The sequence below is a fragment of the Pseudomonas sp. GL_103 genome, from assembly GCF_057835175.1.
The window spans coordinates 2714627-2741257 of the sequence record NZ_CM174420.1; the positions used below are offsets into that span (position 1 = coordinate 2714627).

21 protein-coding genes are annotated in these 26631 nt (G+C 61.0%); 5 read left to right on the forward strand and 16 right to left on the reverse strand.

The window, feature by feature from the left end; genetic code table 11:
• Positions 1 to 118 precede the first annotated feature (118 nt).
• On the reverse strand, positions 119 to 1552 hold the full coding sequence (pdxR, locus tag AC3IP0_RS12490) for a MocR-like pyridoxine biosynthesis transcription factor PdxR (protein WP_489327525.1): 1434 nt from the start codon (positions 1550 to 1552) through the stop codon (positions 119 to 121).
• Between the two features lie 205 nt (positions 1553 to 1757).
• Here pdxR and AC3IP0_RS12495 point away from each other — a divergent pair, with 205 nt between their 5' ends.
• From AC3IP0_RS12495 to AC3IP0_RS12510, 4 genes are all read left to right on the forward strand, one after another.
• A complete protein-coding gene (locus AC3IP0_RS12495) occupies positions 1758 to 2198 on the forward strand; it encodes a carboxymuconolactone decarboxylase family protein (protein WP_489304272.1) in 441 nt (146 codons plus the stop codon).
• A gap of 73 nt (positions 2199 to 2271) precedes the next feature.
• On the forward strand, positions 2272 to 3252 hold the full coding sequence (locus tag AC3IP0_RS12500) for a LysR substrate-binding domain-containing protein (RefSeq protein ID WP_489327527.1): 981 nt from the start codon (positions 2272 to 2274) through the stop codon (positions 3250 to 3252).
• Between the two features lie 82 nt (positions 3253 to 3334).
• Positions 3335 to 3856 (forward strand): GNAT family N-acetyltransferase, encoded by a 522-nt coding sequence (locus AC3IP0_RS12505; RefSeq protein WP_489327528.1) that lies wholly within the window; start codon positions 3335 to 3337, stop codon positions 3854 to 3856.
• Positions 3857 to 4042: 186 nt separating this feature from the next.
• Positions 4043 to 4537: a hypothetical protein gene (locus AC3IP0_RS12510; protein ID WP_489327530.1), complete on the forward strand. Its 495-nt coding sequence runs from the start codon at positions 4043 to 4045 to the stop codon at positions 4535 to 4537.
• A gap of 64 nt (positions 4538 to 4601) precedes the next feature.
• Here the strand turns inward: AC3IP0_RS12510 and AC3IP0_RS12515 are convergent, their stop codons facing one another.
• Genes AC3IP0_RS12515 through AC3IP0_RS12525 form a run of 3 tightly spaced genes read right to left on the reverse strand, consistent with a single transcriptional unit; the run spans position 4602 to position 8580 of the window.
• Positions 4602 to 6638, reverse strand: coding sequence for an LTA synthase family protein (locus AC3IP0_RS12515; protein WP_489319466.1), 2037 nt, complete (start codon positions 6636 to 6638; stop codon positions 4602 to 4604).
• A gap of 32 nt (positions 6639 to 6670) precedes the next feature.
• Complete coding sequence (locus AC3IP0_RS12520) at positions 6671 to 7288, reverse strand: hypothetical protein (protein WP_489327531.1); 618 nt, start codon at positions 7286 to 7288, stop codon at positions 6671 to 6673.
• Positions 7285 to 8580 (reverse strand): sialidase family protein, encoded by a 1296-nt coding sequence (locus AC3IP0_RS12525; RefSeq protein ID WP_489327532.1) that lies wholly within the window; start codon positions 8578 to 8580, stop codon positions 7285 to 7287. The genes AC3IP0_RS12520 and AC3IP0_RS12525 overlap by 4 nt, the downstream gene beginning before the upstream one ends.
• A 273-nt stretch (positions 8581 to 8853) precedes the next feature.
• On the opposite strand from AC3IP0_RS12525, the gene AC3IP0_RS12530 reads away from it, so the two are divergent.
• Positions 8854 to 9756: a universal stress protein gene (locus AC3IP0_RS12530; RefSeq protein WP_489319468.1), complete on the forward strand. Its 903-nt coding sequence runs from the start codon at positions 8854 to 8856 to the stop codon at positions 9754 to 9756.
• A 103-nt stretch (positions 9757 to 9859) separates the two neighbouring features.
• On the opposite strand, the gene AC3IP0_RS12535 is transcribed toward AC3IP0_RS12530, so the two are convergent.
• From AC3IP0_RS12535 to AC3IP0_RS12590, 12 genes are all read right to left on the reverse strand, one after another.
• A complete protein-coding gene (locus tag AC3IP0_RS12535) occupies positions 9860 to 12220 on the reverse strand; it encodes a tetratricopeptide repeat protein (protein ID WP_489327533.1) in 2361 nt (786 codons plus the stop codon).
• A 209-nt stretch (positions 12221 to 12429) separates the two neighbouring features.
• Positions 12430 to 14943 (reverse strand): spermidine synthase, encoded by a 2514-nt coding sequence (locus tag AC3IP0_RS12540; protein WP_489327535.1) that lies wholly within the window; start codon positions 14941 to 14943, stop codon positions 12430 to 12432.
• Between the two features lie 108 nt (positions 14944 to 15051).
• Complete coding sequence (locus AC3IP0_RS12545; RefSeq protein ID WP_489327536.1) at positions 15052 to 16632, reverse strand: arylsulfatase; 1581 nt, start codon at positions 16630 to 16632, stop codon at positions 15052 to 15054.
• A gap of 75 nt (positions 16633 to 16707) precedes the next feature.
• Positions 16708 to 17736, reverse strand: coding sequence for an HAD family hydrolase (locus AC3IP0_RS12550; RefSeq protein ID WP_489327538.1), 1029 nt, complete (start codon positions 17734 to 17736; stop codon positions 16708 to 16710).
• Positions 17733 to 19178 carry a BatD family protein gene (locus AC3IP0_RS12555; RefSeq protein ID WP_489327539.1) on the reverse strand — a complete coding sequence of 482 codons (1446 nt, stop codon included), beginning with the start codon at positions 19176 to 19178 and terminating at the stop codon, positions 17733 to 17735. The genes AC3IP0_RS12550 and AC3IP0_RS12555 overlap by 4 nt, the downstream gene beginning before the upstream one ends.
• The gene (locus AC3IP0_RS12560; protein WP_489327540.1) at positions 19175 to 20755 is read right to left on the reverse strand and encodes a VWA domain-containing protein; all 1581 of its coding nucleotides are present in this window, start codon (positions 20753 to 20755) and stop codon (positions 19175 to 19177) included. The genes AC3IP0_RS12555 and AC3IP0_RS12560 overlap by 4 nt, the downstream gene beginning before the upstream one ends.
• A gap of 1 nt (position 20756) precedes the next feature.
• Positions 20757 to 21749, reverse strand: a complete 993-nt coding sequence (locus AC3IP0_RS12565; RefSeq protein WP_489327541.1) for a vWA domain-containing protein — start codon at positions 21747 to 21749, stop codon at positions 20757 to 20759.
• On the reverse strand, positions 21736 to 22329 hold the full coding sequence (locus AC3IP0_RS12570) for a DUF4381 domain-containing protein (RefSeq protein WP_489327543.1): 594 nt from the start codon (positions 22327 to 22329) through the stop codon (positions 21736 to 21738). Before AC3IP0_RS12570 ends, AC3IP0_RS12565 begins: the two co-directional genes overlap by 14 nt.
• Complete coding sequence (locus AC3IP0_RS12575; RefSeq protein WP_489327544.1) at positions 22326 to 23261, reverse strand: DUF58 domain-containing protein; 936 nt, start codon at positions 23259 to 23261, stop codon at positions 22326 to 22328. The genes AC3IP0_RS12570 and AC3IP0_RS12575 overlap by 4 nt, the downstream gene beginning before the upstream one ends.
• Complete coding sequence (locus tag AC3IP0_RS12580; protein ID WP_489319478.1) at positions 23258 to 24238, reverse strand: AAA family ATPase; 981 nt, start codon at positions 24236 to 24238, stop codon at positions 23258 to 23260. The genes AC3IP0_RS12575 and AC3IP0_RS12580 overlap by 4 nt, the downstream gene beginning before the upstream one ends.
• A gap of 8 nt (positions 24239 to 24246) precedes the next feature.
• Entirely contained in the window at positions 24247 to 25197 is a 951-nt protein-coding gene (locus AC3IP0_RS12585) for a SphA family protein (RefSeq protein WP_489319479.1), read from the reverse strand.
• Positions 25198 to 25209: 12 nt separating this feature from the next.
• Entirely contained in the window at positions 25210 to 26610 is a 1401-nt protein-coding gene (locus AC3IP0_RS12590; protein WP_489327545.1) for a DUF1254 domain-containing protein, read from the reverse strand.
• Between the last annotated feature and the right edge of the window lie 21 nt (positions 26611 to 26631).

Below are 26631 nucleotides of genomic sequence, written 5' to 3' on the forward strand. Positions count from 1 at the left end.
ACACTCCTGAATCAGGCCGGACGAATCCTGCTCATTGAGGGATAACGCCTATGCAGGATAGGCCCGGCCCCCGGGACCGCCAATAGCCAATCGCCGGATAAAACCGCAGGCCAATCCGTCAGGCCACCTGCTGCAGGATGTCGCGCAAACGGTCCAGGGCGATGTCGATGTCGAGGGTTTCGATGGCGCCAAAACCGAAGAAAAGCCCGGTCCTGGGCGCTTGCTGATAGAAAAAGCTGTCGATGGCATAGAGCCCGACTTCGACTTTTTTCGCCAGTTCGATCACCAATGGAATATCCATCGGCACTTTGCACATCACCACCATGTGGAAACCGGCGGTGGACGGCACCGCCTCCAGCCAGGGCGAAAGATCGCCCGCCATGCGCGTCAGGATCCGCTCGCGGCGCCCGGCATAGATCCCATGACAGCGCCGGATGTGCTTGAGCAGGCAGCCTTCGGCGATGAACTTGGCCAGCGCCCATTGCGGCAGGGTCGAGGTGTGCAGGTCGGTGAGCTGTTTGGCGCGCACCACGGCCTCGAGGATCGCTGGCGGCAGGATCGCATAACCGAGCCGCAGTTCCGGCAACAGGGTTTTGGAGAACGTCCCGACGTACGCGACGATCCCCCGTTCATCCATGCTTTGCAGGGAATCGGTGGGGCGGCCTTCATAGCGGAATTCGCTGTCGTAGTCGTCCTCGATGATGATCGCGCCCAACTCATGGGCCTTGACCAGCAGTGCTTCCCGGCGCGCCTGGCTCATGGGCATGCCCAGCGGGAACTGGTGCGACGGGGTGACATAGATCAGGCGCGTGCCGCGAGGAATCCGGTCCACCACAATGCCTTCGGCGTCAACCGGCACGCCAATCACCGTGGCGCCATGGGTGCCGAACAGCAGGCGTGCCGGCGGGTAACCGGGGTCCTCCATGGCGACCAGGCTGCCCGGACTGATCAGCACCCGGGCAATCAGGTCCAGCGCCTGCTGCGCACCGTTGCACACCACTACATCCTCATCCTGACAATTGACCCCGCGGGAGAACGCGATGTGCTGCGCAATGGCATTACGCAGCGCCGGCAAGCCCTCGGGCAGGCTATACAAGCCCTTGGAGCCGGCAATCTGGCGCAGTGCATGGGAGGTGCAGCGCCGCCAGTCATCCTGGGGAAACTGGCCCTTGCTGGTGGCACCGCCAATGAAGTCGTAGCGCAGCGAGCCTTCCAGGGTCGGATGACGCAGAAACACCGGCAGGTTGCGCCAGGACTCGATCACCTCGAAGCCGCCTAGCTCGGTATGGCTCTGTTTACGCTGCACCTTCGACGAGCGCGCGTTGACGTAGGTACCTTTGCCGACCACCCCGGTGAGGAAGTTTTCGTAGGTCAGTTGGGCGTAAGTGTCGGAAATGGTCTTGCGCGAAATGCCCAGTTGTTCGGCCAGCAAGCGGCTGGGCGGCAGTTGCGTCCCGGCGGCCAGGCGACCGGACTCGATGGCGCTGCGCAGTTGGTTGTACAGCTGACTGGCCAGGTCCTTGCGGCCGTTGATGACAACATGTAGTTCCATACCGGCGAGGCTCCGGGGCTGTTGAGGCGCGTGTGCGTCGCGCAAGATTACCCCTATACGCTTGTGGTACAGAAGTTGCGCAGTGGAAAAACCGTCGATTGGTCTGGCGGCGATGGTCCCCGGGGAAATCGCCTGATTGGATCTGTCATGCCGGCGCGGCAGCGACTACCGTGAAGATCACCTCACGCCTGCACGAGATCGCTCCATGAACCCACGTCTGGATTACTACAGCGCGTCCCCCAAGGCGATGAAAGCCATGATCGCCATGGAGGCCCTGACCAGCAGCCTGAGCATCGAGCAGGGCCTGCTGCACCTGATCAAGATTCGTGCTTCGCAGCTCAATGGCTGTGCATTTTGTACCGACATGCACTCGGTGGATGCACGGCGCCTGGGCGAAAGCGACCGGCGTCTGTATTCCATTGTGGTCTGGCGCGACAGCAACTTTTTCAACCCCCGGGAAAGAGCCGCGCTGGCCTGGACCGAGGCGGTCACCTTGCTCTCCGAAAGCCACGTGCCGGACGATGTCTACGCCCAGACCCGGGAGCAGTTCAGCGAAAGCGAAATGGTCGACCTGACCATCGCCGTCACCACCATCAACAGCTGGAATCGCCTGGCCGTGAGCTTTCGGCAGACACCCAGCGCCTGAGGCATTGTCACAGCAGGTTCATGAAGGATCCGCAGGATGCAACTGTCAGTGTCAGATCGACAGGGAGTCCTCGATGTCATTCATGGAAGCCAGCGCCCACCAGGGGGCTGCGGAGTATCGTGTAGCTATCGATAAAAACGCGTCCTGGCGCCAGTTGGCGGCGTCTATCGAACCCGAACTGGCGCTGTGTTTCACCGTCAGCGCCCGTTGCGGTTGCTTCATGCAGGCCGCCCGCAGTCTCAACATCAAGGCCACCCGCCTGCGCAGACAACTGGTGCTGCTGGAAGCGCAACTCCAGTGTTCGCTGTTCAACCCTTCCGACAATGGTTTCAGCCTCAGCCGTGATGGCTTGCGCTTGCACGCACAATTGATCGCCTTGGCCCATGAGCGCGATTTACCGGTGATCGAGCAGCCGTTGATTCGCCTGGCCGTGGCGGATTCGATCCTGCATGACATTCTCGGACGTGACCTGGTTGCACTGCTGCGGCGCAACGCCAGCGTGCGCCTGGACATCATCACGCTCGACAGCGAATTGGCATTGCAGGCAGTCAGCGCCGACGTGGTGGTGTGGCTGGGTGAGACCGGGTCGCCGTTACCGGGGCCGAGCTTTGCCATCACCGAACCCCGACGCCTGGCGCAACTCGATTACCTGCCGCACATTGCCAAGCGCTATTCGCGGGTTGCTTCCAGGCCGGAATGCCTGGATGACCTGGCCGATTTTCTCCTGGTGCAATGGCGGCAGGACATCCAGGTCGAAAGCTTCCGGCCATGGAATGCATTGGTGGATCAGCGCCTGGCCGGGGCGGTGCAGCTGCAATCCTGGGAGCTGATGCTGGAGATGATCCGTTGTAGTGCCTGCATCGGCCTGCTGCCACACTACATGAGCCACTTCGACCGCGGGCTGATTGCCTTGCCGGGCCTGTTTGGCCAGCCAATGCGGCGTCAGGTGTGGATGGCGGTCAATGCCGATTCCGGGGACGACGCGCAGGTACGGATGGTCGTCGAATTGATCGAAAACACCTTCAGCGAGCGCCGGGAGTGGTTCGAAAGCTGAGCGCTCCCACATTGGTTCTCGCCACACCCGAAGGTAGCGTTATAGAGTGAACGGCCATGTCTGCTTCAAGGATGATTCACCCATGCCAACCACCGAACCCGTCATCACCCTCGAACGCTTCAACGAATCCCATATCGAAGGCATTACGGCGCTGTACAACGATCCGGCAATCGCCCGTCAAACCCTGCAAATGCCGTTTCAGTCCAGCGAACTCTGGCGCAGTCGCCTGGCGCTGGATAACGAACGCTTGGTGAAAGTGGTGGCCCTGCATCAAGGTACGGTCGTCGGCAACATTGGCCTGGAGCAGTTCTCACGCATTCGTCGCAGCCATGCCGGCAGTTTCGGCATGGGCGTTGCGGTGGCGTGGCAGGGCAAGGGCGTAGGTTCGAAGCTGCTCGCAACGGCGCTGGATATCGCCGACAACTGGATGAATCTGCAGCGCATCGAACTTTCGGTGTATGCCGACAACGAAGCGGCCATTGCCCTGTACCGCAAGTTCGGCTTTGAAACCGAGGGTTTGTTCCGTGATTACGCCGTGCGCGACGGCGTTCTGGTGGATACCTTGAGCATGGCGCGCCTGCGTCGCAGGCCCAAGACCGGTTGAGTCAGTCGCCCAGGGCAGACGCCACCGCAGCTTGGTAGGCAGCTCGGTGGTTTCGAGCAAGGGCAGGGCACTGTGTTCGGGTTTGATCGGCAAGCCAATACCGTTCGCACTTTTAGTCGTACGCTGGCAACGCGCATCTGCCATTCTGAAAGTCCGCAGTACTGCTTCAACCAAAGGACCACCGCAATGGACGATGTACAGCAACTGGGCGAGATGCTTCGTCACTACGCAGAAAGCGAAGCGCACAAGAAACAGCTGTTCGAGTCGCAATCGGCACAATGGGCGACGCGCATTGCTGAACTGTTCGATCAGATCCAGCAGTGGCTGGAGCCGGTGCTGGTACCGCATCTGCTGGAAGTGAGCCGTGAGGCCTATGTCGCATCGGGGTCGAGCGTGCCAGTCGAGACATCGACGTTCAAGAGCGAAAAACTGTCCATTGTGATTGCTGGCAAGCCGGTGGAGTTCGTGCCGGATGTGATGGGTGTCGGCGGGCAGATTTCCGTTGCAGTGATGGGGTTTACCGCAGCGCGTTATGGCAGTGTGTCACTGGTGTGCGTGCCGCCGGCCACTGGCTGGCAGTGGCGCAAGACCAATGGCTTGAAGGACCCGGATACCTTTGAGTTCGATGCAAACTTTCTGGCGCAACAGCTGCAGAGCCTGATTCCCCGCGAGCGCAGCTGATTTCTTCTGTCAGGGCGACCCGCGTCTATCTGGACCATAGGCGCGGGCTCGCTGGCGCCAGCAGTTACTGTCGCACGTTCTGATACAGCATTAACCTTGAGGTTTCATGCATGGCGCGGGTCAACTGCACCAGGCGTTTGAACTCTTCAGGGTTTTGCTCCGCCACGTTGTCCAGAGGCGTTTTCGAGGCAAGGTCGTGGAGCGTTGGCGAGCTGCCGTCGTGCTCCATTTGCACCATGTAATGTTGAGTCACGCCGGCAATCAACGGGAACGTTCCCTCACGCAATACCAGCGGTACCACGCGTTCACCCTCGGGCGCTGGCTGCTGGATATCACGACCCATGCCGCTGTTGCGGAACTCAAGACCGGCCATGCCCGCCACCGTTGGCAGCAAGTCCACCAGGCCAACCGCCTCCTGGACCTTGCGCGTTCCGAGCAAGCCCGGGGCGTGGATGATCATCGGCACCGCATTGCTTTCCAGGCCCAGTTGCTCATAGGCAGGGGCCAGGAAAGGGATTTGCGCGATACGGGTGTTATGGTCGCCAAACAGCACAAAAATGGTGTTGTCGTAGTAGCCGCCAGCCTTGGCGATTTCCATCAAGCGTCCGATGTTGAAGTCCAGCAGGCGCACGGCGTTGTATTGCTCGACACTGCGCGATCCTGCGGCCTGGACTTCCTCGAGGGTAGGGTGCTTGACCTCGAATCCATCATTGGTCTTGGGAATGGTGAAGGGACGATGGTTGCCGGCGGTCTGTACATACGCAAAGAACGGTTTGTCCTTGGGCAGTGCCTGCAGGAGCTGGTCGGTTTCCTTGAACAGGTCCAGATCGGAAATGCCCCAGACATCCACCACCGGGGATTTCCAGTCCCGCTCTTCGTACAAGCGAACGCCGTCGATGCTTTGCCGAATCAAGGCATTCATATTGGCCCAGCCGGAGTTGCCGCCGATGGTGTAGATCTTCTCGTAGCCGGTGAAGGCATTGACCAGGGAGTGCTGTCGGGTGATCAACGGGTTACGCGTCGCAGTCTCCTGACGCGTGACGTCCGGGACCCCGGAAATACTGGCCCATACGGTTTTTGCGGTGCCTGTCACCGGCACATAGAAGTGCTCGAAGAACCAGCTCTGCGTGGCCAGGCGATCGAGATTGGGTGTCGGATTGATCGGGTTGCCGTAAGCCCCGACGGCACTGGTGCCCAGGGATTCAAGCATGACAAACATCACGTTCGGCGGTCGTGATCCCGGTACTTTGTAGGGTTGTGGTGCCTGGTGGCGAACAAAATTAAGAGTTTGCGGATCGGGCTGGTCAACGCCCAGGTAGTTGGCCATGACTGAATAGTGCTCGCGCACCTGCGCTTCGTCATAGCGCGACTGGCCGACCTTGAGCGTGTCATAGAGGAATATCACCGGGTTGAGCCCCAGTGCGGCAGTCTGGTTATTGCCCGAGAAGAAGGCATCGCTCCAGCGCAATGGCACTGGGTTTTCCAGGTTCATGTTCTCGACACGGCCTAAAATGCCCAGCAATACCACCATGACCATCAACGCGCCGCCCCATGTGGCAGAGAGCGGGTGAATCGGTTTGCGAGGGCGGTCCAGCGTCACTCGTTCCAGACGCACCAGGGCCAGTGCCACCAACACTACCGTTGCCAGCCAACCCAGAGAAATCCAGATGACCGGGTAGGTCTGCCAGACCATGTCACGGGATATTTGTGCATCCTCGATGAAGCGCAATACCGTGGCGTTGATCCTCACGCCCAGGTACGCGTAATGCCCGAAATCGATGATGTAGATCAGCAGCAGGGCACCTGGAACCGCGAAAATATAAAGGCGTGCGATCCAGCGCAGCAAGCGGCTTGTGATGAGGTTCCAGCGAGGAATCCAGGCCAGCAAAGCCAACGGCAGCATTACCAGAATGGCCAGGCGCAGATCGAAACGAAAGCCGATGCCCAGGGTTTCCCGTACGGTCTTGTCGTCGATCAGGGCATTAGCGTCGAAACCGGAGTAGCCGAAAAAGAACACCACCCGTAGCAGAGCAAACAACGCAAACAGAATCGCTGTTGCGCCTAGCCAATAGTGCAAACGTCTCGATTGCAGCCAACCCATCCAAGTTCCCCTGTTAAATATGTCGTTGAAGCTCAAACGGATCTGGATACGTTACACACTGGGCTGAGTTGTTTGCTCAGGTAACCATACGTCCAGCGTGTGAAAAGCATCAGAAGTGCCGCGCAGCAAAACAGACCCAGAAGCGGATCAATCAGGTAATCCCAATAGTTTTGCGAAGGTTTTATCCCGGTGATAAAGGCCAGGGTCGCGCTGGCCAGCATCACGACGGCCAGGCTGTTGCGCAGGTAAAACAGGCCCAGAGTGAGCAGTGCGAAGAAAATCAACATCGGGCGCGGGTTGTATCCAAGCCGATAAGGATCCAGATCGCTCAGACCAAGGGTTGCCGGGTACAGCACCAGGGCCAATAGGGCGAACATGATCAGAATGCAGGTTTTACCCTGCCGCGCAGGCGACAGGAAGCCCAGCCGACGTAAACAGCCCCATGCCATGAACACCAGTGACGTGATCGCAAGGTCATCGATGTGGCTGCGCAAATACGTGGCCAACGACAACCCATCCAGTGGTATGAAGCCGGCGGCCAGCAAGGCGGCAAGCAGAGCGATACGCCAGTTCCTGTTCAAACCGAAAGACGGCAGCACGAGGAAGATGATCATCGCGAAGCTGACATGGGCTTGCCAAAGGTTAATCATTTGAGTCGCTCGGACAGCCACGCATCGTTGAAAGCAACGTGCTTGATGAAAGTGTTGTTCCAGGAATAAACCAGGTGATACATGCCGTCCGGGCTGCGGATGAAATATGGATATTCATATTCAAACTCGCAGCCTCGGGGGTTACAGACACGTGTGTCGAGATTCTTCAGGAATTGCGCCTCCAGCGGTTGGCGGAGCGCGCCACTGGAACCGCGGAACTCATTGCCTATGATTTTTTTGTAGGCCAGGGGTGAAAACGGATCGCCTTCCGGATCAGGTGATTTGTCCAGGTCACGCAACGAGCGCCAATCGTCCATTTTTTCGTCGGTACCATAGAGGCTCAGCTTGAAGCGCCCCTCTTGCAGGTCATTGAGCGCTACCAGCAACCCATGCTCGGGGGTTGCGACGGCCGCCAGCGAGGAATTGGGATTCGATGGGTCGAGCGGATAAGGTTCACTCCAGGTTTGTCCGGCATCTTCAGTGCGGGTCGCCAGAACACGGTGGTGGGTGTTGCCGGCATATCGCAACAAGGCGATGCCGCGCTGCCCATCCAGCGGTACCACCGTGGGTTGCAATGAGTTCTTGCCGTGGCTGATGCGGTATTTGTCGATCACATCACCGTCTGCGCTCAAGTAGAGGTATTCGGCAAACTTGCCCAGGAATTCGTGGTAGACCGGTAAACCGATGGAACCGTCGGCATGAAACACGGGTGCGGATCGGACCAGGGTGCTGATGTTCAGAAAGGGGGACGTGATCAGTTGGCGCGGAGCGGACCAATTTTCACCGAAGTCGTCGGAAACCATCACGTTGACTGCACTGCCGGCCCAGCCGCCCATGGACACGGATACGTAGAACAACCACAGGCGTTGATCCGGTGCCAGTGCAATCACCGGATTGCCCAGCTTGCGGATGTATCTTTGGGTGCCCTGTTGGGTCGAGCTCCGAGTCGCCAATACCTGTTCAGCACCCCATTCGCCGGTTTTTACGTCGAAGCGGGCGGAACGCACCTGCACATCGGCTGCGCCTTCGCGAGAGCCAGCGAACCAGGCTGTCATCAAGCTACCGTCAGGCAAGGCTGTTACGGCCGAGGAGTGCACGAAGTCCACCAGCCCGGACGAGGCGAAACGGCTGGTATAAATGGGCCTGGCCACTTGATCGGTCACAGCCTTCACTGGATTCACCGCAAAGGATGAATGCGTGTGGCCAGGATTGAGCAACCATGCGGTCACAAAGAGGCAGGACAGTGCGAGATAAACACAGAGGGCAGGAATACTGGGTAGCTTGATGCGCATGTGAGGCTAGGCATCTCTTGGCCCGATCGAGGGCCATAACTTATCACCTATAGTTGCAAGACCGGTTTTTTGCAAATGAAGTATTTGTAAGTAAATGTGTTTGCAGTGTCGCCGCTGTTGAAAAAGTCGACCCGGTGAAGTGGGGAATTGATCGAATCCAGGCGTATATTGATAGTGTCGATCCAGACAGTTGAGGCGATAGTAAATCGTCGGTGGTGTGACAGGCCAGTGCGCTGGGGGAGCCAGATATCCCGGAACGTTTGGAGGTGTTACATGAGCCAGTATCAACGACTTTTTCTGATAGTCGGTCCAGCCATGCGCCACACCCCGGCGTTGGAGCGAGCCGTCGCCATTGCCGAGGCCACTGGCGCTGCGCTGCACATCACGGTGTTTATCGAAGATTCCAACCTGATGGGTTTGATGAGCGCAGGTGCACGTTTTCGTGAGGCCTGTCAGCAAGAGAATGAAAAGTGGCTGAAGGATGAGGCCGATCTTATCCGCGGGCGCGGGGTCACGGTGAGTACTGAAGTGCTTGTTACGCGAACCGCGCTGCAAGAAATACTTCAGCACGTGGCAGAAATGCAGCCGGATCTGGTGATCAAGGACGTGCACCACGAGTCAGCGCTCAAACGCGTTTTCATTACGCCTCTGGATTGGCACCTGTTGCGCGAATGTCCGGTGGCTGTGCATCTGGTCAGCGAAGTCAGGTGCCCACTTCCGCGGGTGGTAGTGGCGGCAGTCGATCCGTCACAACCCGAGACTCAGATCACCGGCATCAACGACCGCATCATCCAGGCGGCGAACGGATTGTCGATGCAATGCAGCGCGGAGCTGCATCTGCTGCATGCCTACGATCTATCGCAGACACATATATCCGACGCAGGTGCTGGTGCAGTGACGATGCTGGGCTTCAGCAGCGATGTGCGCAAGTCACTGCAAAAGTCATTTATCGCACTGGCCGACCACTACGGCGTGCCCAATGAGCGACAACACTTCGTTGAAGGGCCGCCTGGCAAAGCGCTGGCCGACTTTGCAGCGCATCACCGGGCCGATGTGATCGTCATGGGAAATGCACATCGCAAGGGACTGGGCAAATGGGTGGGCAGTACGACGGAGCATGTCCTGTATCAAGCGCCCTGCAACATTTTCGCCGTTGCGGGATCTGCGGATCAGTGAATGGATTGGCTATTACGCAGCCAGATGACTCGCTCCTACAGCGATCACATTGATTTCGCAGGAGCGAGGCTTGCTCGTGAGAGGCCTTCGAGTCAGCCCTCGGTCATTTCAACGCCGGATCCCCCATGTTCATTTTCTTCCAGCCCTGCAACAGCACTTGCGCCTTGGGCTCCTGGCCGTTGTCCAGGTAGTACTGGATCAACGACAAGCGGGCATTGCGGTTGGCCGGTTGTTCTTTCAACAGCCGTTCCAGTTCTGCGCACGCCTGGTCAATCTTGCCGCTGTCATGCAGGGCCACCGCCAGCACATAACCGAACTGTCCGCTCTGTGGCTCCAGTTGCGCGGCCTTGCGCAGGTACGGCATGGCTTGAGCGGCCTGGCCCGCACGAATCAGCGCCAGGCCCTGGGTGTGTTGCAGCAGGCCTGAGTCGGGGTGGTCCTTGAGGCTTTGCGCCAGCAGGGCATGGGCTTCCTGGCTGCGACCGTTGGCCTCCAGCCATTGCACCAGGGTGACCAACGCCGGGTAGAAATCCGGATCGCGCTGCAGCGCGGTACGCAGCAGGGCTTCGACTTCCGTGCTGCGGCCATCGGCCTGATAGAGCATGGCCAGGTTCAGGTTGGCCTCGGCACGCTCGGCCAGGCTCTTTTGCACCGCTTCGTACTCGGCAATGGCGGCATTCCAGCTGTCCTGGGCGGTGCCCAGGCCATTGCGTGCCACGCTCAGCAGGTCCCGGGCGACGGCGATGCGTACAGCCCGCACCGGGTCGTTCAACAACGGCGTCAGCAACGGTGCGCGCTCCGCTGGCGGCAGGAACGCGCTGACCGCTCGCACCGCGCTCTCGCGGACTTGCGGCGCCGGATTGCTCAGGTCCTTGGTGGCCAGTTTCAACGCCTGTTCGCTCGGGTATGCCGGCAGTTCGGCCAGCAGCGTCGCCCGTTGAATCGCCGGCAGGTTGCTGCGTTGCAATTGCTCGAACAATGCCTGCGCAGCGCCGGCCTGACCGTTGCGAATCAGCCACAGGCTTTCGTCGTAGCGAGGGGCCTGTACCGCGCTGGCGTTGGCGGTGTTCCACAGCTTGAACTGCTCGGTGACCTTGTCGCCGGCCTTGCCTTGGTGACAGGTCAGGCAGGCGTCAGGCGTCCCCAGTTTTTTCGCCCGCTCGGGGTTGGGGATGCTGAAACTGTGGTCGTGCCGGAAGTCGTTGCCCATGTAGAACTTGCCGGGCATGTGGCAATCCACGCACTGCGAACCCGGTTGGCCCATGGTGTGGCGAGTGTGTTCGACGGAATCGTAGTTTTTCGCTTGCAGGCCCTTGCCGTCGACGCCCTCCGCATTGGTTTTGCCAGCGGTGTTGTGGCATTGCAGGCAAACCCCATTGCCTGGCGCCTTTAGCTGCGTGCTGTGGGGGTTGTGGCAGTTGCTGCAGCGCACGCCCTTTTCGGACATTTTGCTCTGGGCAAAGGAGCCGTGTTCGAACACTTCGTCCTTGATCTTGCCGTCCAGCGCGTACAGTTCGCGAGTCAGGACGCTCGGCAGGTAGTCGTCCATCAGCCGCTTGCCGCCCGTGTAGCCATCGTCCAGGGGCGCGCGGCGCGAGTGGCAGCGGGCGCAGGTTTCGATTTCGACGGTGGCGTTCTTGTCCTTGAGATCGACGGCAAAGCCAGCATGGATCAGGTCGGTTTTCTTCGCCGTCCAATCCAGGTGATTGGACGCCGGGCCATGGCAGGCCTGGCAGCCGACGCCGAGGCTGTTCCAGTGGCTGTCGAAGGTGTTTTTCGCGGCATCGAAATTGCGCTTGTAACCGGTGGTGTGGCACTCGACGCACATGAAGTTGGCGTTCTGGCTCGGCTTGCTCCAGTGCAGCGGGTTCTTGAAGGTGACGCCCTGGCCCGGATAGAGGTGAAACCAGCGATGCTTCTCGGTATCCCAGGCCACGGCGAGGGCCTGCAAGCGACCTTCGCCGACCTCGATCAGGTATTGCTGCAAGGGGGCGATGCCAAAGGTGTAGGCCACCTTGAAATCGGCATTCTTGCCATCGATTCCCGGCGTGTTGACCCAGAATTCGTCGCCTTTGCGCGAGAACACCGTGGTCTCTTTTTCGGCCTTGAAGATGACGTTGTTGAAGTCGCCGAGCAGGGTGTCCGCGTTGGCTTGCTGCATCGCCAGTTGGTGATGGGAGCCTTGCCAGTCCTTGACCTGCTCGCCGTGGCAACCCTGGCATTGTTGCTCATCGACCATTTTCGCCGGCGCGACAGCGACCGGTTGCGGTTTGGCCGGTTGCACGGCAGGGGCGCTGACGGGGACTGGCTTGAGCGGCGTCGGTGTACTGCCCAGCAAAAACCAGCCAATACCCGCCACGGCCAGCAGCAAGATGCCGATGGTGACAGGGAATAGGTAACGATTGATCAGGGTCGGTTGCGAATCAGGGTTTGGGGGTGCACCTTTATTTTTATGTTTCGGCATTACGACTTCCATGGTCCAGGTGCGTTTGCCTTGCGGCGCGTGATGAAGCTTGATGCAGCTTTGTCGGATGGTCGGCGTGTGTCAAATAACATTGTTTCGAGGCTGATGGCCCCTTCGCGAGCAAGCCCGCTCCCACACTGGATCTGTGAGCGCCACAAGTCCCCTGTGGGAGCGGGCTTGCCCGCGAAGGCGATCTATCAGGCGCCACATCACTCCCCGACAAACCACCGGTAATACGGATTCCCGGAATCCCCGCGCATCACCTCGCGCATATCCCTGGCCCAAGCGTCACGGTTTCCGTCGTAGGCATGCAGGCTCGCGCGATAGAACTGCATGAGGCGTTGTTGCTGGGTGTTCATGCGCTCGATGAACCCGGCGTCGGCGTTCAACACGGCTGGCGGCTGGTGCAAGTCGAGCAGGGCCGGCAGCACGCGGCTGATCTCTTTTGAACGAACCCAGGGCGCGTATTCGATCCTGGGCTGATCGTCCGTCACCGGTTGCGCATCGCCAGCGAAGCGTTCAAGCCCCGCACGGTCAGTCACCCAGGTGGCGAGCAATGCCGCGGCCGAACCGACGCCGACATCCTGCAAGGTGCTGCGAACGCTGTCCTGCTGGAAGCGCGCGTTGATCTTCGCCGCATCCAGTTCAATCGGCTCCATCGAGCCTACCAGCAGCATCTCGTGGAATTCGCTGGTCCACAGGGTCGCGTACGGGAACACGTCGAGGAAGCTGCGCACCAGTGAGCGCGAGTCGTCGATGTTCTGCGTCGGCAGCGGCAGCCATTGGGCGACCAGGCCTTGTTGGTGCAAACGGCTGGCGGCCAGTTGGTAGAAGTCCCGGGAATACAGGTTGACCACGCCGGCAGCGGAGGGCGGAGGCGGCTCGAGGGTGATCAGGTCGTAGCGCTGCGGATTGCGCAGCAGTTCCTGGCGACCGTCACGCAAGCGCACATCGACGCCCGGATCGGCCGCGGCATTGAAATTGCCCTTGAACAAGGGGGCCGCCTTGACCACCGAAGGCAGCAGTTCGGCGACCACGCGATGTTCCAGGCCGGGATAGCGGGTCAGGGCGCCCGCGGTGATGCCGGTACCGAAACCGATCACCAGTGCCGAGCGCGGCTCACCGTTGTGGATCAACAGGGGCAGCAACGCCTGGATCCGCATGTAGCGCAGGGACGGCATGGCGTCGCCGGTATTGGACACGCCTTGAATGTACAAACGCTGGAACGCTCTTTCGCCCTTGCCCTGGGTGACCACGGCGACGGTCCCGCCACGGCCTTCTTCGTAGAACGTCAGCGTGCCATTGCGCGCACCCGGCAGCAGGCTGGCGAGCTTGTTGACCGGCGTGAATACGGCGAGTGCCAGGGACACCAGCCCGATGGCAACCACCGCCTGACGCCGGCCTTTCTTCACCCCATGGCCCTTGCGCACGGCGAGGCAGGCGACAGCGGCGGCAATCATCGCCAGCAGGCCCAGGGTCCGTACCAGTCCCAGCATCGGGATCAGGACAAAGCCGCAGAGCATCACGCCGACAATCCCGCCAAGGGTATTGAACGCGACGACTTCGCCGACGTTGCGCCCCACCTGTTCGCCGCCGACACTCAAGCGCAGGGCCAACGGGAACGCAGCCCCCAGCAACAGGGTCGGTACAAACACGATGCTCAAGGCGGCCACCGCAAAGCGCGTGCTCATGCCCGCCAGTTCACTGCCGCCCAATGACAATACCCAGGATTCGGCCAGGGTCTGGGCGAGCACCAGCCAGCGTCCGAGCAACGCCACTTCCAGCAAGGCAATCGCTCCGGCTGCGGCAATCAGCAAACCGAACACGCCCCAGGGATCGCGCAGGCGATCGACCCGACGGGCCAGCAGCATGCTGCCCAGGAACAACCCGGTGAGGTAAGTCGCCAGCACCACGGCAAAGGCGTAGGTGCGAGTGCTCATGAATTGCACGATCGATTGCGACCACACCACTTCGTAGCCCAGGGCTACGCCACCGGCAATGGAGTACAGCCACAGGGCCAGGCGGTCGGGGGCTTTTTCACTGTGATGTTTCACCGGGGTATCGACGGGTGCCACGCGCTGGCGCTGGAACCACAAGGCTCCTGCGGCGGCCAGCAGGTTCAGCATGGCGGCGACCAGCGCGCTGCCGCGCACGCCGAGGGTGGCAATCAGCAAGAACGCAGCGAGCAGGGTGCCGGCAATGGCCCCGGCGGTGTTCGCCGCATACAGCTGCCCGCCAGCCTTGCCCAGGTGTTGCGGGTCAGTGGCCAGGGAGCGAACCAGCACCGGCAGGGTGCCGCCCATCAACAGCGCGGGAATACCCACCAGCGCAAACGGCAGTACCCAGGCCAGCAAACCCACGTGTTCTTCCAGCCAGGCAAAGGGGCTGGCCGCCAGGCTCATGGCGAAGGTCGCGCCGACACCGAGCACCGCCACCAGCACTTCCAGCCCGGCGTACAGCACAACCGGTTGCTGCATCCGGTCCGCCCAGCGCCCGAACAGCAAGCCACCCAGGGCCAGCCCGGCAAAGAACGCGCTGATCCCGGTGGTGATGGCATAGACCTCGACGCCCACCACCAGCGACAGCTGCTTGATCCACAGCACCTGGTACACCAGCGCGGCGGCGCCGGAGACAAACAGCAACAGGGCGGGGATCAACAGCGCCGGGGAGGCGACTTGAGGGGCAGGTATGGCCGACGACTTGCTGGCGACACGTGAGGTCATTGCGGATTGCCTTTCCAATTCAAGAAAACTGCGACTGTGCGGGCCTCTTCGCGGGCAAGTCGGAAACAGTACCGCTCGCCGGTGAAGGCGAGCGGTGGTCCAGCGGTCTTACTGTGCAGCTTTCATTTTTTCAGCGATTTTGGCGTCTACCGCAGCACGGATCTGGTCGATGCTGAAGCTGGCCGGTTTCTGGCTAGGTGGATAGTCGATGAAGGTTTGCAGGAATACCGCCGACTTGCCCACGGCAACCGCAGCCAGGTAGACGTTCTTGGTTTGCCAATCGTAATACTGATCGGAAACCACGTCGGCACGTTCATACGGGTCCATGCGCAGGTTGAAGATTTTCGGCACCCGCAGGCACACGAACGGTTCGCTCCAGACCTTGAACCCACCCGGTGCACGCTGCTCGCAGAACACCGCTTTCCAGTTGTCGAAACGCATGGAAACCAGCATGCCGTCGTCGTTGAAGTAGTAGAACTCCTTGCGCTCGCCTTTAGGCTGTTGGCCGGTCAGGTAAGGCATTTGGTTGTAGCCGTCCAGGTGAACCTTGAAATTGCTGCCGCCAGACGTTGGAGCCCAGCCCTTGAGCAGTTTGTCCTTCACCTCGGCATCACCTGCCGCCGCGAGCAAGGTCGGGAACCAGTCAAGCCCCGAGAACATCTCGTTGGACACTTCACCCGGCTTGATCTTGCCAGGCCAGCGAATCATCGCCGGCACCCGGTAGGCACCTTCCCAGTTGGAGTTCTTCTCGTTACGGAACGGCGTGGTCGCCGCGTCCGGCCAGGAGAACTGGTTCGGACCGTTGTCGGTGGTGTAGACGACGATGGTGTTGTCGGTGATTTTCAGGTCGTCGAGGGTTTTCAGCAGTTTGCCGACGTCGCCGTCGTGCTCGAGCATGCCGTCGGCGTAATCGTTGCCGGGCATGCCGCTCTGGCCCTTCATCGACTCGCGCACGTGGGTGAACAAGTGCATGCGGGTGGTGTTCATCCAGACGAAGAACGGTTTGTCCGCCTTGGCCTGTTTCTCGATGAACGCTTGTGCGGCGGCGGTGGTTTCGTCGTCGATGGTTTCCATGCGCTTGGTGTTCAGCGGGCCGGTGTCTTCGATCTTGCCGTCAGCGAAGCTGTGGATCACGCCACGCGGGGTGTTGGCCTTGACGAAGGCAGCGTCGTCCTTGGGCCAGTAAGGGCGCTCGGGTTCTTCTTCAGCGTTGAGGTGGTACAGGTTGCCGAAGAACTCGTCGAAACCGTGGTTGGTCGGCAGGTATTCATCCTTGTCGCCCAAGTGGTTCTTGCCGAACTGGCCGGTGGCGTAGCCCTGGGACTTGAGTGCCTGGGCAATGGTGATGTCACGCTTTTGCAAACCCACCGGAGCACCCGGGATGCCGACTTTCGACAAACCGGTGCGCAATGGTGTCTGGCCAGTGATAAACGATGACCGTCCGGCCGTGCAGCTGTTCTCCGCATAGTAGTCGGTGAACATCATGCCTTCTTTGGCGATGCGGTCGATGTTCGGAGTCTTGTAGCCGACCACGCCCATGGAATAGGCGCTGATGTTGGTCTGGCCGATATCGTCGCCGAAGATCACGAGAATGTTGGGTTTTTCGGCGGCCCCGGCAGTTGCCGAAATTGCCATGACCGACGCTGCCACAAGGGCGAGCTTCGGTATCCACTTACGTATGCGAGTCATCTGACTGGCTCCTTATGCTCACTTGCGTCGCGTACTGCGACAAACGTTTACTGCGGTCCTGCATTACGTCTTTTTTTATTGCACTTGCTCAGATGTGGCGGCATCGAACGGATAGATCCGACGCCATTCGGACGCCATGTCGACGACCGTCCAGCCGCGTTTGTCTGCTTCGTCCAGGGCCTTGTCCAGACGACCGATCTGTGACTGCCGGTCGTAAGCCCATTCGCGTTTGGCGTCGGTGTGATGCACCAGGCCCATGAAGCGTTTGCCCGGTCCGGCGGCAGTCCACTGGAGCATTTGCAGGTCGCCGTCGGAGTTGCCGAAGGCGAGGATTGGCCGACGACCGATCACCGCGTCGATGCTGACCGGTTTGCCCGGGCCATCGTCGTTGTGGGCCAGTTTCGGCGTGCGCAGGATCGACGCCTTGCCATCCTTGTAATCAAAGGTGGTAACGAAGGTCGTGCCGATAACCTGCTCGGGCGGAACGCCATAGACCTTCTCGGCGAAGGCGCGCATGAACCCGGTGTCACCGCCGGAGACGATGTAGGTCTTGAAGTCCTTGCCGCGCAGGTAGTCGAGCATCTCCAGCATCGGCTGGAAGATCATCTCGGTGTACGGCTTGCCGGTTTTCGGATGACGGGCCTGGGTCAGCCAGGTCTTGGCGTAGTCATCGAAGGCTTCGGTGGTCATCCCGGTGTGGGTGGCACCGAAAATTTTCATCATGCCCTCAAGGCCACTGGCAGCCAGGGCCTTGTGATCGTTTTCCAGCACCGCCTGGAACGGCTGGGTGGTTTTCCATTCCGGGTGTTGCGGCGCGGTGCGCTTGACTTCCTCCAGGGCGAACAGCAACTCGAAGTACATCGGCTGCTCGCTCCATAAGGTGCCGTCGTTATCGAACACGGCAATGCGCTCCTCGGGCTTGACGAAGTCCTTGCTGTTTTGATCGGTGACTGTCTGCACGAATTCGATGATCTGCTTTTTCGACGGCCCGTCGTTCCAGGAGGGCAACGGTTCGGCGGCCTGCACCAGCAGCGGCAGGCTCAAGGCCAGAGTCAACAGGAAGCTGAATGCGCGATGATGGCGTAGCGATATCGGATTCGTCATGGGAAGTCCTTCTCGTGAACGGGGTTGAGCGGGTGAAGTGCAGAAGAGACTGATTCTCTGTTGCGCCCGGCCTGACTATGCAGCGTAGACAAGGATTCCCCGATTTGGCGCAGGGCCTGCTCTTTGTCCGGTTCGCGGCCATAACAGTCGCGCAGGAAGGTTTGCAGGCGCGGGCCGAGGCCGGTCAGTTTCAGGCCGTGGCGGCTGCGCCGGGTCCACAGGTACAGGGCGCTGAGTTGCGCCGGTTTGCCTTCGATTTGTGCCGGGATCTGCCGCCACGCGTAGTCGGCGGACTCGAGCCAGGCGGCGTGTCGGGCGCGGCGTCGGGCTTGCCACTTGAGGTGCGCGCGGCGTACGAGCGGGCGACTGAACCAGCCGAGTGCCACCACCGCCAACACCAGTGCCAATAGTCCGAACCAGTGCCCGGAAAGGTGCAGGCGATTCTGCTGGCCGAGTTTTTTCAGGTCTTCGGTGATTGAAAACACCGGCTTGTAGGCGCTGTTGGCCGCCGCGTCGAAGGTCACGGCAGGCACCCTGGCCGTGCGGGTTTGCTGGCTGCCGGCATCCCACCATTTCAGTTCGACGGATGGCAGGCTGTAGTGGCCTTCCTGGTCGATTTGGTAGGTCACGCTGTCGATGCGCTGGCCGCCATTGAAGTTGCCGCGACCGTCATCCAGATTGCGGATTTGCGGTGCTTTCGGGTAGCGGCTCAGGCCCTTGATGTCGTCCAGCGTCGGTGTCGGCAGTGACATGCCCAGGGCACCGTCGGCCTGCAAGGTCAGTTCCCGGGTGATGCTGTCACCGACCTTCAGCGGCGTGGCCGAATTGAGGGTCTTCTGGGTAAACCGCATCCCTTGGGCCACCAGCACCGCCTCACCGGGCTGGAACCCCGGTGGTTGTGCGGCGTTGAAATGCAAAGGCTGGCTCTGGGCGCTGAGTGCGTGGCTGGCCTGACCCGGTGTGGCTTGTACCGTCAGTGCTGGAATGTCGAAGCCCTGGGCCAGGTTCGGGGTGATCAGGTAGCTGTAGCGCATGCCGCTGAAGGATTGGCCGTCGAAGGTCTGGTTGATGTGCTGGGCATGGCCGTCCGGTGGCATCACCAATGCGCCGGGCAGTTTCAGGTCGGGCAGGGTGGGAGCGCTGGTGAACCAGGTGTCGGTGAAGACATCGAGTTGCAACTCGACCAGGCTGCCGACCATGACCTGGGTGGCGGGTTGCAGGCTGGCCCGGACTTTCAGTTGAGGGTCGGCGGCGAATGTGTTGAGGCTGACCAGGCCAATGAGCAGGGCGCCGAGTGTTGTGGTGATTGATCGGGCCCTTTCGCGAGCAAGCCCGCTCCCACACTGGATTTGTGTGCACAACAAGTCCCCTGTGGGAGCGGGCTTGTCTCCGGGCGGCGATCCGACGAAGGCCGCGACACGGTCTACCAGACTGTATGTCATGGCTTGGCCCCCGCCTGATCCTGCAGACTGAATTTCTGCTTGAGGAATTTCGCCGGCGATGTGGTCAGGTTCTGCAACCATTGCTCATCCGAGGCCGCTTGCTGGGTCTCGACCTTTTTGCTTTGGCCTTTACCCGGCGCCTTGTCCATCTTGATTTCGTCGGGTTTGACCTCTGGCGTGTTTTTCTCGGCGCTTTCGGTGTCTTTCTGCAAGGCAATGGCCAGGGCCAGGTTCGCCGAGGCTTGCGGGAATTGCGGCTGCAATTTCAGCGCCTGGGTATAGGACGCGATGGCCTGATCGAACTTGAAGCGGCGCACGTAGATGTTGCCCAGGTAGAAATACGCCTGTGGTGTATTGAGCCGCGCGAAGCTGGCCAGTGCCAGGTCGAAATCGGCCGCGTTGTAGGCGGCCACGCCTTTCCAGTACGGATCGACAAACAGCGCCGCGGCCTGAGGGTAGTGCTCATGCTCGAAGGCCCAGCGACCTTGCTGGTCGCGGGTGAAAAAGGCATCGGTCAGCGCGTTGGCCTGTGCCGGCGCCGGTTGCAGGCCCAGGCCCACCGCCAGCAGTAGTGCGGCCATCCAGTTCAGGCTCCAGCCCCTGCGTACGCTGAAGAAGGCTATCAGCAACAGCGGCCAGCACAGCCAGTAACCGGCGTCTTTCCAGTGCAGTTCGCGCTGTTCGTCACTGGCTGACTGGAAGTGTTGTTCGGCGTGCAGTTCGATCCAGTCCAGATCGTCATCGTTGAGGGTCAGGCTGCCCAGCGGGGCATCCATCGATGATGCAAGCTGCTTGAGGGCGTCCTGATCGAAGCTGCCCATTTGCGGGCGACCGTTGCTGTCGGTGCGTGGCTGGCCGCTGGCATCGCGGATGATCCCGCCGTCGCTGCTGCCAGCTGCCAGTATCAGCACTTGCAGCGCACTGTCCGCCAGTTGCTTGTCCAGCCCGGCCAGTGCCGAGGTGTCGGCGCCATCGGTGATCAGCAGCAGGGTGCCGGGTGTTTTCTCGGCGGCGAGCAGGCGTTTGGCCTGATCGATGACCGCGCTGACATTTTTCCCCGGTTTGTTGATCAGGTCGGTGCTCAGGGCCTGAATGAACGTATCGAGCAGCGCCGGGTCGTCGGTGGCGGGCAACACCAGATGCGCGCTGCCGGCGTAGGCAATCAAGGCGTTGCGTGAACCGGCGCGGCGCTGGATCAAGTCGTGGAGCTTGTGCTTGACCGCTTCCAGGCGACTGGGGGGAACGTCGCTGGCGTCCATGGAGGGCGACAGGTCAACGGCGATGATCAGTGGCGCACGGTTTTCCAGAAAGTCCGGCCGATCCTGTTCCCAGGTCGGCCCGGCGGCGGCGATGGCGCCCAGTACCAACAGCGCACACACCAGATGCACCGGACGCAGGCGTTGCCGGTCTTGCGGGGTGATCAGCAGATGCGGCAGCAGGTGCGCGGCGATGTTGCTGCGCAAGCGCCGTTGCAGGTCCTGGTTGCGCCGCCACAGCAATGGCAGCAATGCGCCGAACACCGCGAGCAACAGCCACAGAGGGCGCAGGAAATGGAAGTCGCTGAGGTTGATGTCCATGTCAGGCCTCCTGCCGTTGACGGGCGAGCATCAGCCGTGGAAGCAGCAGGGCGCCCAGGTGATAAACCGCCAGCAGGGCGATGGCAGCGCCCAGCGGCCACCAGAACAGATCGCGTTTGGGCTGGTGGCTGAGGGTTTTCACCTGATGCGGGGTGAGTTTGTCGAGGGTGCTGTAGACCTGATCCAGGGCGTTGCGGTCTTCGGCGCGGAAGAAGCGTCCGCGCGTGGCTTGGGCAATCTCCTGCAAGCCTTGCAGGTTGACCTTGGCTTCGCCCTCGGCATTCGGGTCGCCGATGCCGATGGTGTGAATCACCACGCCTTTGGCCGCAGCCATGGCGGCCGCGTGATCCGGGGTGATGGCGCTGCTGGTGTCGTTGCCGTCGGTGAGCAGGATCAGCACTTTTTCCTGCTCGTGGGCCTGGTCCAGCAGTTTCAGGCTCAGGCCGATGGCGTCGCCGATGGCGGTGTTGGGGCCGGCCATGCCGATGCCGGTGTCGTCCAGCAGCAGTGACAGGCTCGCGTGGTCGAGGGTCAACGGCGCCTGCGGATAGGCACCGGTGCCGAACACGATCAGTCCGATTCGATCGTCCTTACGTTTATCGATGAACCCGTGCACCACTTCCTTGACCGCGGCCAGGCGATTGATTTGCTGGCCGTTGGCGTCGGTGAAATCGGTGGTTTCCATCGACTGGGAAATGTCGATGGCCAACATCAGGTCCCGCACCGGCTGCTGGCGTTCGATGGGTTTTTCCACCAACACCGGCCGACTTGCCGCCACCAGCAGGAGCGTCCAGACCAGCAGGCTCAAGAGCAATTGCCAGCGGTTACTGCGGGTGCCGGCCTGGCTCGGGGCCTGGCCGACAGCACGGCTCATTGCCGCGAAAAACGGTACACGCACGGCGCTGCGCGCCTCGCGGTAATCGGGCAGGTAGCGATAGCCGAACCACGGCAGCGGCAGCAGGATCAGCAGCCAGGGGTAATCAAGCTGCCACATGATGACGCTCCACCCAGGTTTTGCAGGTGCTGAACAGTTGTTGGCGCTGCTCGGTGGGCATGGCCCGCAATGTTGCGTCGGGGGCGTAGGCCAGTAGCGACAGTTGTTGGCTGAAATCGACGGGTAGCGGCTGTTTACTGTGCCGCTGCAAAAATGCCTGCCAATCCCCATTTCCTAACGTCGCAGGAGACCCCTGTGGGAGCGGGCTTGCTCGCGATGAGGCCATTACATTCAAAGATGATGTCGGCTGACCCGACGCCATCGCGAGCAAGCTCGCTCCCACAGGTTTTGTGTTTTGTCGGGAGGGCATTGAGAGGGCCACGCGCTTGAGCAGCTCCGGAAGCTCGCGCAACGCGCTCAGGTCATTGCTGCGCTGCTGAAGTTCCTCCAGGCGCACCAACGCCTCGCGCCGATAACGATCGCGCCGCCATTGCCAGTAGCGCCGCGCACCCAGCACCAGCAGCGTAACGATCAACAGCGCCAGCAACGCCCACCAACCCCAGGTTTGCGGTGCATAACTGACCGGCGCCGGCAGTGCCATTTCCTTGAGTTGGTCGATGCTCGGGATAGCGGGATTCATCGGCGCCCTCCGGCAAACTTGCCCAGTTCGGCACGCAGTTGTTCGTGGGCTTCTGTGGCAGTACTGAACATCATCAACGGCACCTGGCTGCGGCGCAGCAAGGTAGCGACGTCCTTGAGCCGCCCGCTGAGAAAATCCCCGAGCGGCTGATGCACCTGTTGCCGATCCACCGCCAGCTCCACCTGCAATTGCCCCTGGGTGATCAGTAAGCGACCGTTTTTCGGCAGGTTCAGCGCCAGCGGGTCGTAGACCTGCATGGCAATCACATCGTTGTGGGCCGCCAGTTGCCGCATCAGTTGCAAGGTGCGTTCGCCGGCCCCGGCAAAGTCGCTGACGATACAGATCAGGTGATCGTGACCGGCCACGGCCAGGCAATGCTGCAGGACCTTGTCGAGCTGGTCTTCGCCTTCGGCGTCCGGGTTGGCGGCATTGAGTGCCTGGTTCTGCTGGGCGATGCGGCTGCACAGTGCTTCGATCCGTTTGCGGCTGCGCAGCGGGGCGATGCTGTCGATGCGTTGATCGTTGAAGACCAGCCCACCGACGCGGTCGCCGGCGTTGAACACCATCCACGCCGCCAGGGCGCCGAGTTCGGCGGCGACGACGGATTTGAAGCTGCGTTGCGAGCCAAAGAACATCGACATGCGCTGGTCTATGAGGATCAGCGCCGGGCGGTCGCGCTCTTCGGTGAACGTGCGTACCACCGGTTTGCCGGTGCGCAGGGACGCGCGCCAGTCGAGGTGACGCAAATCGTCCCCCGGCTGATAGCGGCGCAGTTCATCGAAGTTCAGGCCCCGGCCACGCAAGCGCGAAGCATGGTTGCCGGCCAGGATGCTGCCCTGGGGCTGACGCGCCAGAAAACTCAGGTCACGGGCCTTGAACTCCAGGGCCATCAGTTGCGCCAGAGAGACATACACCAGGCCTTCGGTGTTCACGCCGGAATCGCCACTTTATCGAGCAGACGGTCGAGCACCTGATCGGCGCTCACGCCGTCGGCCACCGCGTCGTAGCTCAGTTGCAGACGATGGCGCAGCACCGGGTGCACCACGGCGCGGACGTTGTCCGGGGAAACGAAATCCTGACCCTGCAACCAGGCGTCAGCCCGGGCGCAACGATCCAGGCCGATGCCGCCGCGGGGGCTGGCGCCGATGCTGATCCAGCGCCCGAGGTCGGCGTCGTAATCGGCCGGGTGGCGAGTGGCGTTGATCAGGTCGATCAGGTAGCGGTCGATGGCCGGGGAGACGTGTACGGCGCTGACTTCACGGCGCGCGGCGAACACCACGTCCTGAGACAGGGAGAAGCCCTGCACGGCAGCGGTTTTGGTGCCGAGGGCCTGTTCTTCTTCGCGCAGCAGACGCAGCACCTGGCTTTCGTTTTCCGCGCTCGGGTAATCGAGCAGAACCTTCATCAGGAAGCGGTCCATCTGCGCTTCCGGCAGCGGGTACGTGCCTTCCTGTTCGATCGGGTTCTGGGTGGCGACCACGATGAACAGGTCCGGCAGCGCATGGCTGTTGCCGGCCACGGTGATCTGGCGTTCTTCCATGGCTTCGAGCAACGCCGCCTGGACCTTGGCCGGCGCACGGTTGATTTCGTCGGCGAGGATCAGGTTGCCGAACAGCGGACCGGGCTGGAAGCGGATTTCGTTCTTGCCTTCGACCTGATGCAGCACCTCGGCGCCGGTGATGTCCGACGGCAGCAAGTCCGGGGTGAACTGGATGCGGCTCATCTTCGCGTCCAGGTGTCCGGCCAGTGACTTGACCGTGCGGGTCTTGGCCAGGCCGGGCAGGCTTTCGAGGAGCAAATGCCCGTTGGCCAGCAAACCGACCAGCATCTGCCGGATCACCTGGTCCTGGCCGAGCACCGCTTCGGCGATGCTGGCTTGCAGGGCGTTGAGGTCGTCGAGTGTGCTCATGGGGTCTCCTAGAAAAACGCCAGGGTCATGTTGACGCTGATTCCATTGCCTTCAGGGCGGTTCTTGGTGTCGAACTCCGGCACCCAGCGCGCATTGAAGTTGGCCTGGGCGTCGGCGAACTTGCCGGTCCAGCCCACTGTCGGGCCGGCACCCACGGAGCGTCCGCGGAAGCCGCTGTCGGCACCCGACCCCGAGTCATCGGTGATCTGCTGGATGTAACCGGCGGCGATACCGGCGTTCCAACCGTTGCCAAAGCCGTGGGTCCACAACGCATCGAGGGTGTAGATGTTGCCGTTGCGATAATCGGTGGCGTCGTTCTCGGTGTAGAACTCCAGGCCGCTCGACAGCGTGAATTCGCCACCCTTGCCGTCCAGGTGGGTGAACGCCACGGTCGGCATGAAGGTGTAATTGTTCTGACCGGGGTTGGCCAGGCGATCGTCGTTGTAGGCACCGGTCGGCACGTAGATCGGCAGCGAAAACGAGATGTGGTTGAGTTCGTCGAAGTGATAGCCGGCGGCAATCGGCGTCACCAGCATGTCGGCGAACTGGGTGCCGGTGTCCGAGGTGCCCAGGGTTCTGCCGCGAGGTCCGGTGATACTCGCGGTGATGTCGGTGTACTGCACCGGAACGCCAATGGCCGAGGCGTAATTCCAGCGGCCCTTGCCGGTGTCCCAGACATGGGTGAAGTTGGCCATGGTGTAAGACACTTTCATGTCCAGCCCGGTACTCAGGGCACCGACGATCGGCACCTGGGCGTTGCCCTTGAGATCACCGTCATACCAGATGCTGGTCAGGGACATGACCCAGCCGGGCTCCGGGGGCACGATCCCGGCATTGGAGAACACTTGCTGGCCGGTAATCGGCCGTCCGACACCACCTTCAGCCGCCAGTACCAACGGGCTGCCGCTGACCATGCACAGCGCCAACAACAGGGGGCGCACTACGAAAGGCCTGATCATGACTGACTCCACTTATTGTTTTTGAGTGACGGGGTTCAACAGCGGCATTTTCCATTCGCCGTTGCTGACTTCCGGTTTTGGCAAATACAGACGCAATATCCCGTAGAACGGTCCGTTCGGTGCCGGCAGCCAATTGCTTTGCAGGTCTTTGGCCGGCGCCTTGTGCTGCACGTACAGCGTCAGGCCGCCATCGGCATCGAGCTTGAGGTCAGGCAGCATGCGCGAGTTGATCAGGTAGCGATTGAGCGGGTTGGCCACCAGCAGCTTGTTCTTGCCGTCGTACATGGTCAGGGACCAGAACGCATCGGCCGGGGGCAGGGCGCCCTTGTCGAAATGCAGGGTGTAGTCATTTTTCGAGGCGTCGACCGGTTTGCCGTTCTTGTCGACGAAATAACCGATGTAGTTCGCCTCTTCGGCGGAGTTGCCGAAAATCCCCATGTTGGCGCCGGCATAGCGGTACAGGTAATTGCCCTTGAGGTGATCGCGGGTGCCGAAGAAATCACCACTGGTGACCTCGTGGGTATCGACTTTGGTTTTCTTGAACTCGGCAAACCCGGCCTTGGCATCGCTTATGCCGTCCTCCAGCGCTTTGCGCTGCTCGGCGCTGAGTGTGTTCACGTTGAATGGCTTGCCAGCCTCCACACCAATCTTGGCGAAGCGCGCCAACAGGTCCTTTTCCACGTCCTGGGCCGGGGCGAACGCCAGCATGAAATTCAGGTAGCGGAACAGGTCCGGGGTTTCGCTCATGGTCGGCGTGGGTTTTGGCCAGTCGATCTTCGGTGCGGCGGCCGGGGCCTTATGTTTGTCGTAATGACTCAGGGGTTCAACCTTGTAACCCTTCTGGATCTGCTTGACCTTGGCCAGATCCTTCTCATCGAACAGTTGTGTGCGGTACAGCGCATAGGCGATGTTGCTTTCACTGCGCAGCAAACGGTCGATGTTCAGCGGTTGTTGGCCCTGCCAGTTGGGCCCGGCGATCATGAAATGCCCTCCGTTGTTGCCGGTGCTGCGGGTGCCCAGGTACGCAAAGTTCTGCGTATAGGCGTCGATCAGTTGCACCGAGTAATAACGATGCTCTTCGATGGGCGGCAGGGTCAGTACCAGTGGCTCGGCGCGCAAATCCATCCAGACGAAGGAGTAGGGCGTGTCGGCGTTCGGCGTGACAAACGCGGTGTCCCTGGCGGTGAAGGCTTTGGCGGTGTTGCCGATCTGGTTGAACGGCGCCTTGAAGTTCGGGCTCTTCTTGTCCACGGCCTGGGTGTAGAGCGTCTTGTACATTTCCACTACCGGGAAGCCATACAGGTAGGCCTCCTTGGCGATGGCCCGGGCTTCCTCCGGCGTGGCGGTGAAGTCGGCCCAGGCGCTGGTGCTGAGGGTCAGTGCAAGGCCGGTGAACAAAATGCGGTGATTCATATACATCCCTTATTGAGCGTC

Coding starts and splice junctions, on each gene's coding strand:
- AC3IP0_RS12570 (WP_489327543.1), bottom strand. CDS start 22,329: ATGAATCCCGCTATCCCGAGCATCGACCAACTCAAGGAAATGGCACTG.
- AC3IP0_RS12515 (WP_489319466.1), bottom strand. CDS start 6,638: ATGGGTTGGCTGCAATCGAGACGTTTGCACTATTGGCTAGGCGCAACA.
- AC3IP0_RS12590 (WP_489327545.1), bottom strand. CDS start 26,610: ATGAATCACCGCATTTTGTTCACCGGCCTTGCACTGACCCTCAGCACC.
- AC3IP0_RS12555 (WP_489327539.1), bottom strand. CDS start 19,178: ATGACATACAGTCTGGTAGACCGTGTCGCGGCCTTCGTCGGATCGCCG.
- AC3IP0_RS12520 (WP_489327531.1), bottom strand. CDS start 7,288: ATGATTAACCTTTGGCAAGCCCATGTCAGCTTCGCGATGATCATCTTC.
- AC3IP0_RS12545 (WP_489327536.1), bottom strand. CDS start 16,632: ATGACTCGCATACGTAAGTGGATACCGAAGCTCGCCCTTGTGGCAGCG.
- AC3IP0_RS12530 (WP_489319468.1), top strand. CDS start 8,854: ATGAGCCAGTATCAACGACTTTTTCTGATAGTCGGTCCAGCCATGCGC.
- AC3IP0_RS12585 (WP_489319479.1), bottom strand. CDS start 25,197: ATGATCAGGCCTTTCGTAGTGCGCCCCCTGTTGTTGGCGCTGTGCATG.
- pdxR (WP_489327525.1), bottom strand. CDS start 1,552: ATGGAACTACATGTTGTCATCAACGGCCGCAAGGACCTGGCCAGTCAG.
- AC3IP0_RS12540 (WP_489327535.1), bottom strand. CDS start 14,943: ATGACCTCACGTGTCGCCAGCAAGTCGTCGGCCATACCTGCCCCTCAA.
- AC3IP0_RS12560 (WP_489327540.1), bottom strand. CDS start 20,755: ATGGACATCAACCTCAGCGACTTCCATTTCCTGCGCCCTCTGTGGCTG.
- AC3IP0_RS12565 (WP_489327541.1), bottom strand. CDS start 21,749: ATGTGGCAGCTTGATTACCCCTGGCTGCTGATCCTGCTGCCGCTGCCG.
- AC3IP0_RS12525 (WP_489327532.1), bottom strand. CDS start 8,580: ATGCGCATCAAGCTACCCAGTATTCCTGCCCTCTGTGTTTATCTCGCA.
- AC3IP0_RS12580 (WP_489319478.1), bottom strand. CDS start 24,238: ATGAGCACACTCGACGACCTCAACGCCCTGCAAGCCAGCATCGCCGAA.
- AC3IP0_RS12535 (WP_489327533.1), bottom strand. CDS start 12,220: ATGCCGAAACATAAAAATAAAGGTGCACCCCCAAACCCTGATTCGCAA.
- AC3IP0_RS12505 (WP_489327528.1), top strand. CDS start 3,335: ATGCCAACCACCGAACCCGTCATCACCCTCGAACGCTTCAACGAATCC.
- AC3IP0_RS12500 (WP_489327527.1), top strand. CDS start 2,272: ATGTCATTCATGGAAGCCAGCGCCCACCAGGGGGCTGCGGAGTATCGT.
- AC3IP0_RS12495 (WP_489304272.1), top strand. CDS start 1,758: ATGAACCCACGTCTGGATTACTACAGCGCGTCCCCCAAGGCGATGAAA.
- AC3IP0_RS12550 (WP_489327538.1), bottom strand. CDS start 17,736: ATGACGAATCCGATATCGCTACGCCATCATCGCGCATTCAGCTTCCTG.
- AC3IP0_RS12510 (WP_489327530.1), top strand. CDS start 4,043: ATGGACGATGTACAGCAACTGGGCGAGATGCTTCGTCACTACGCAGAA.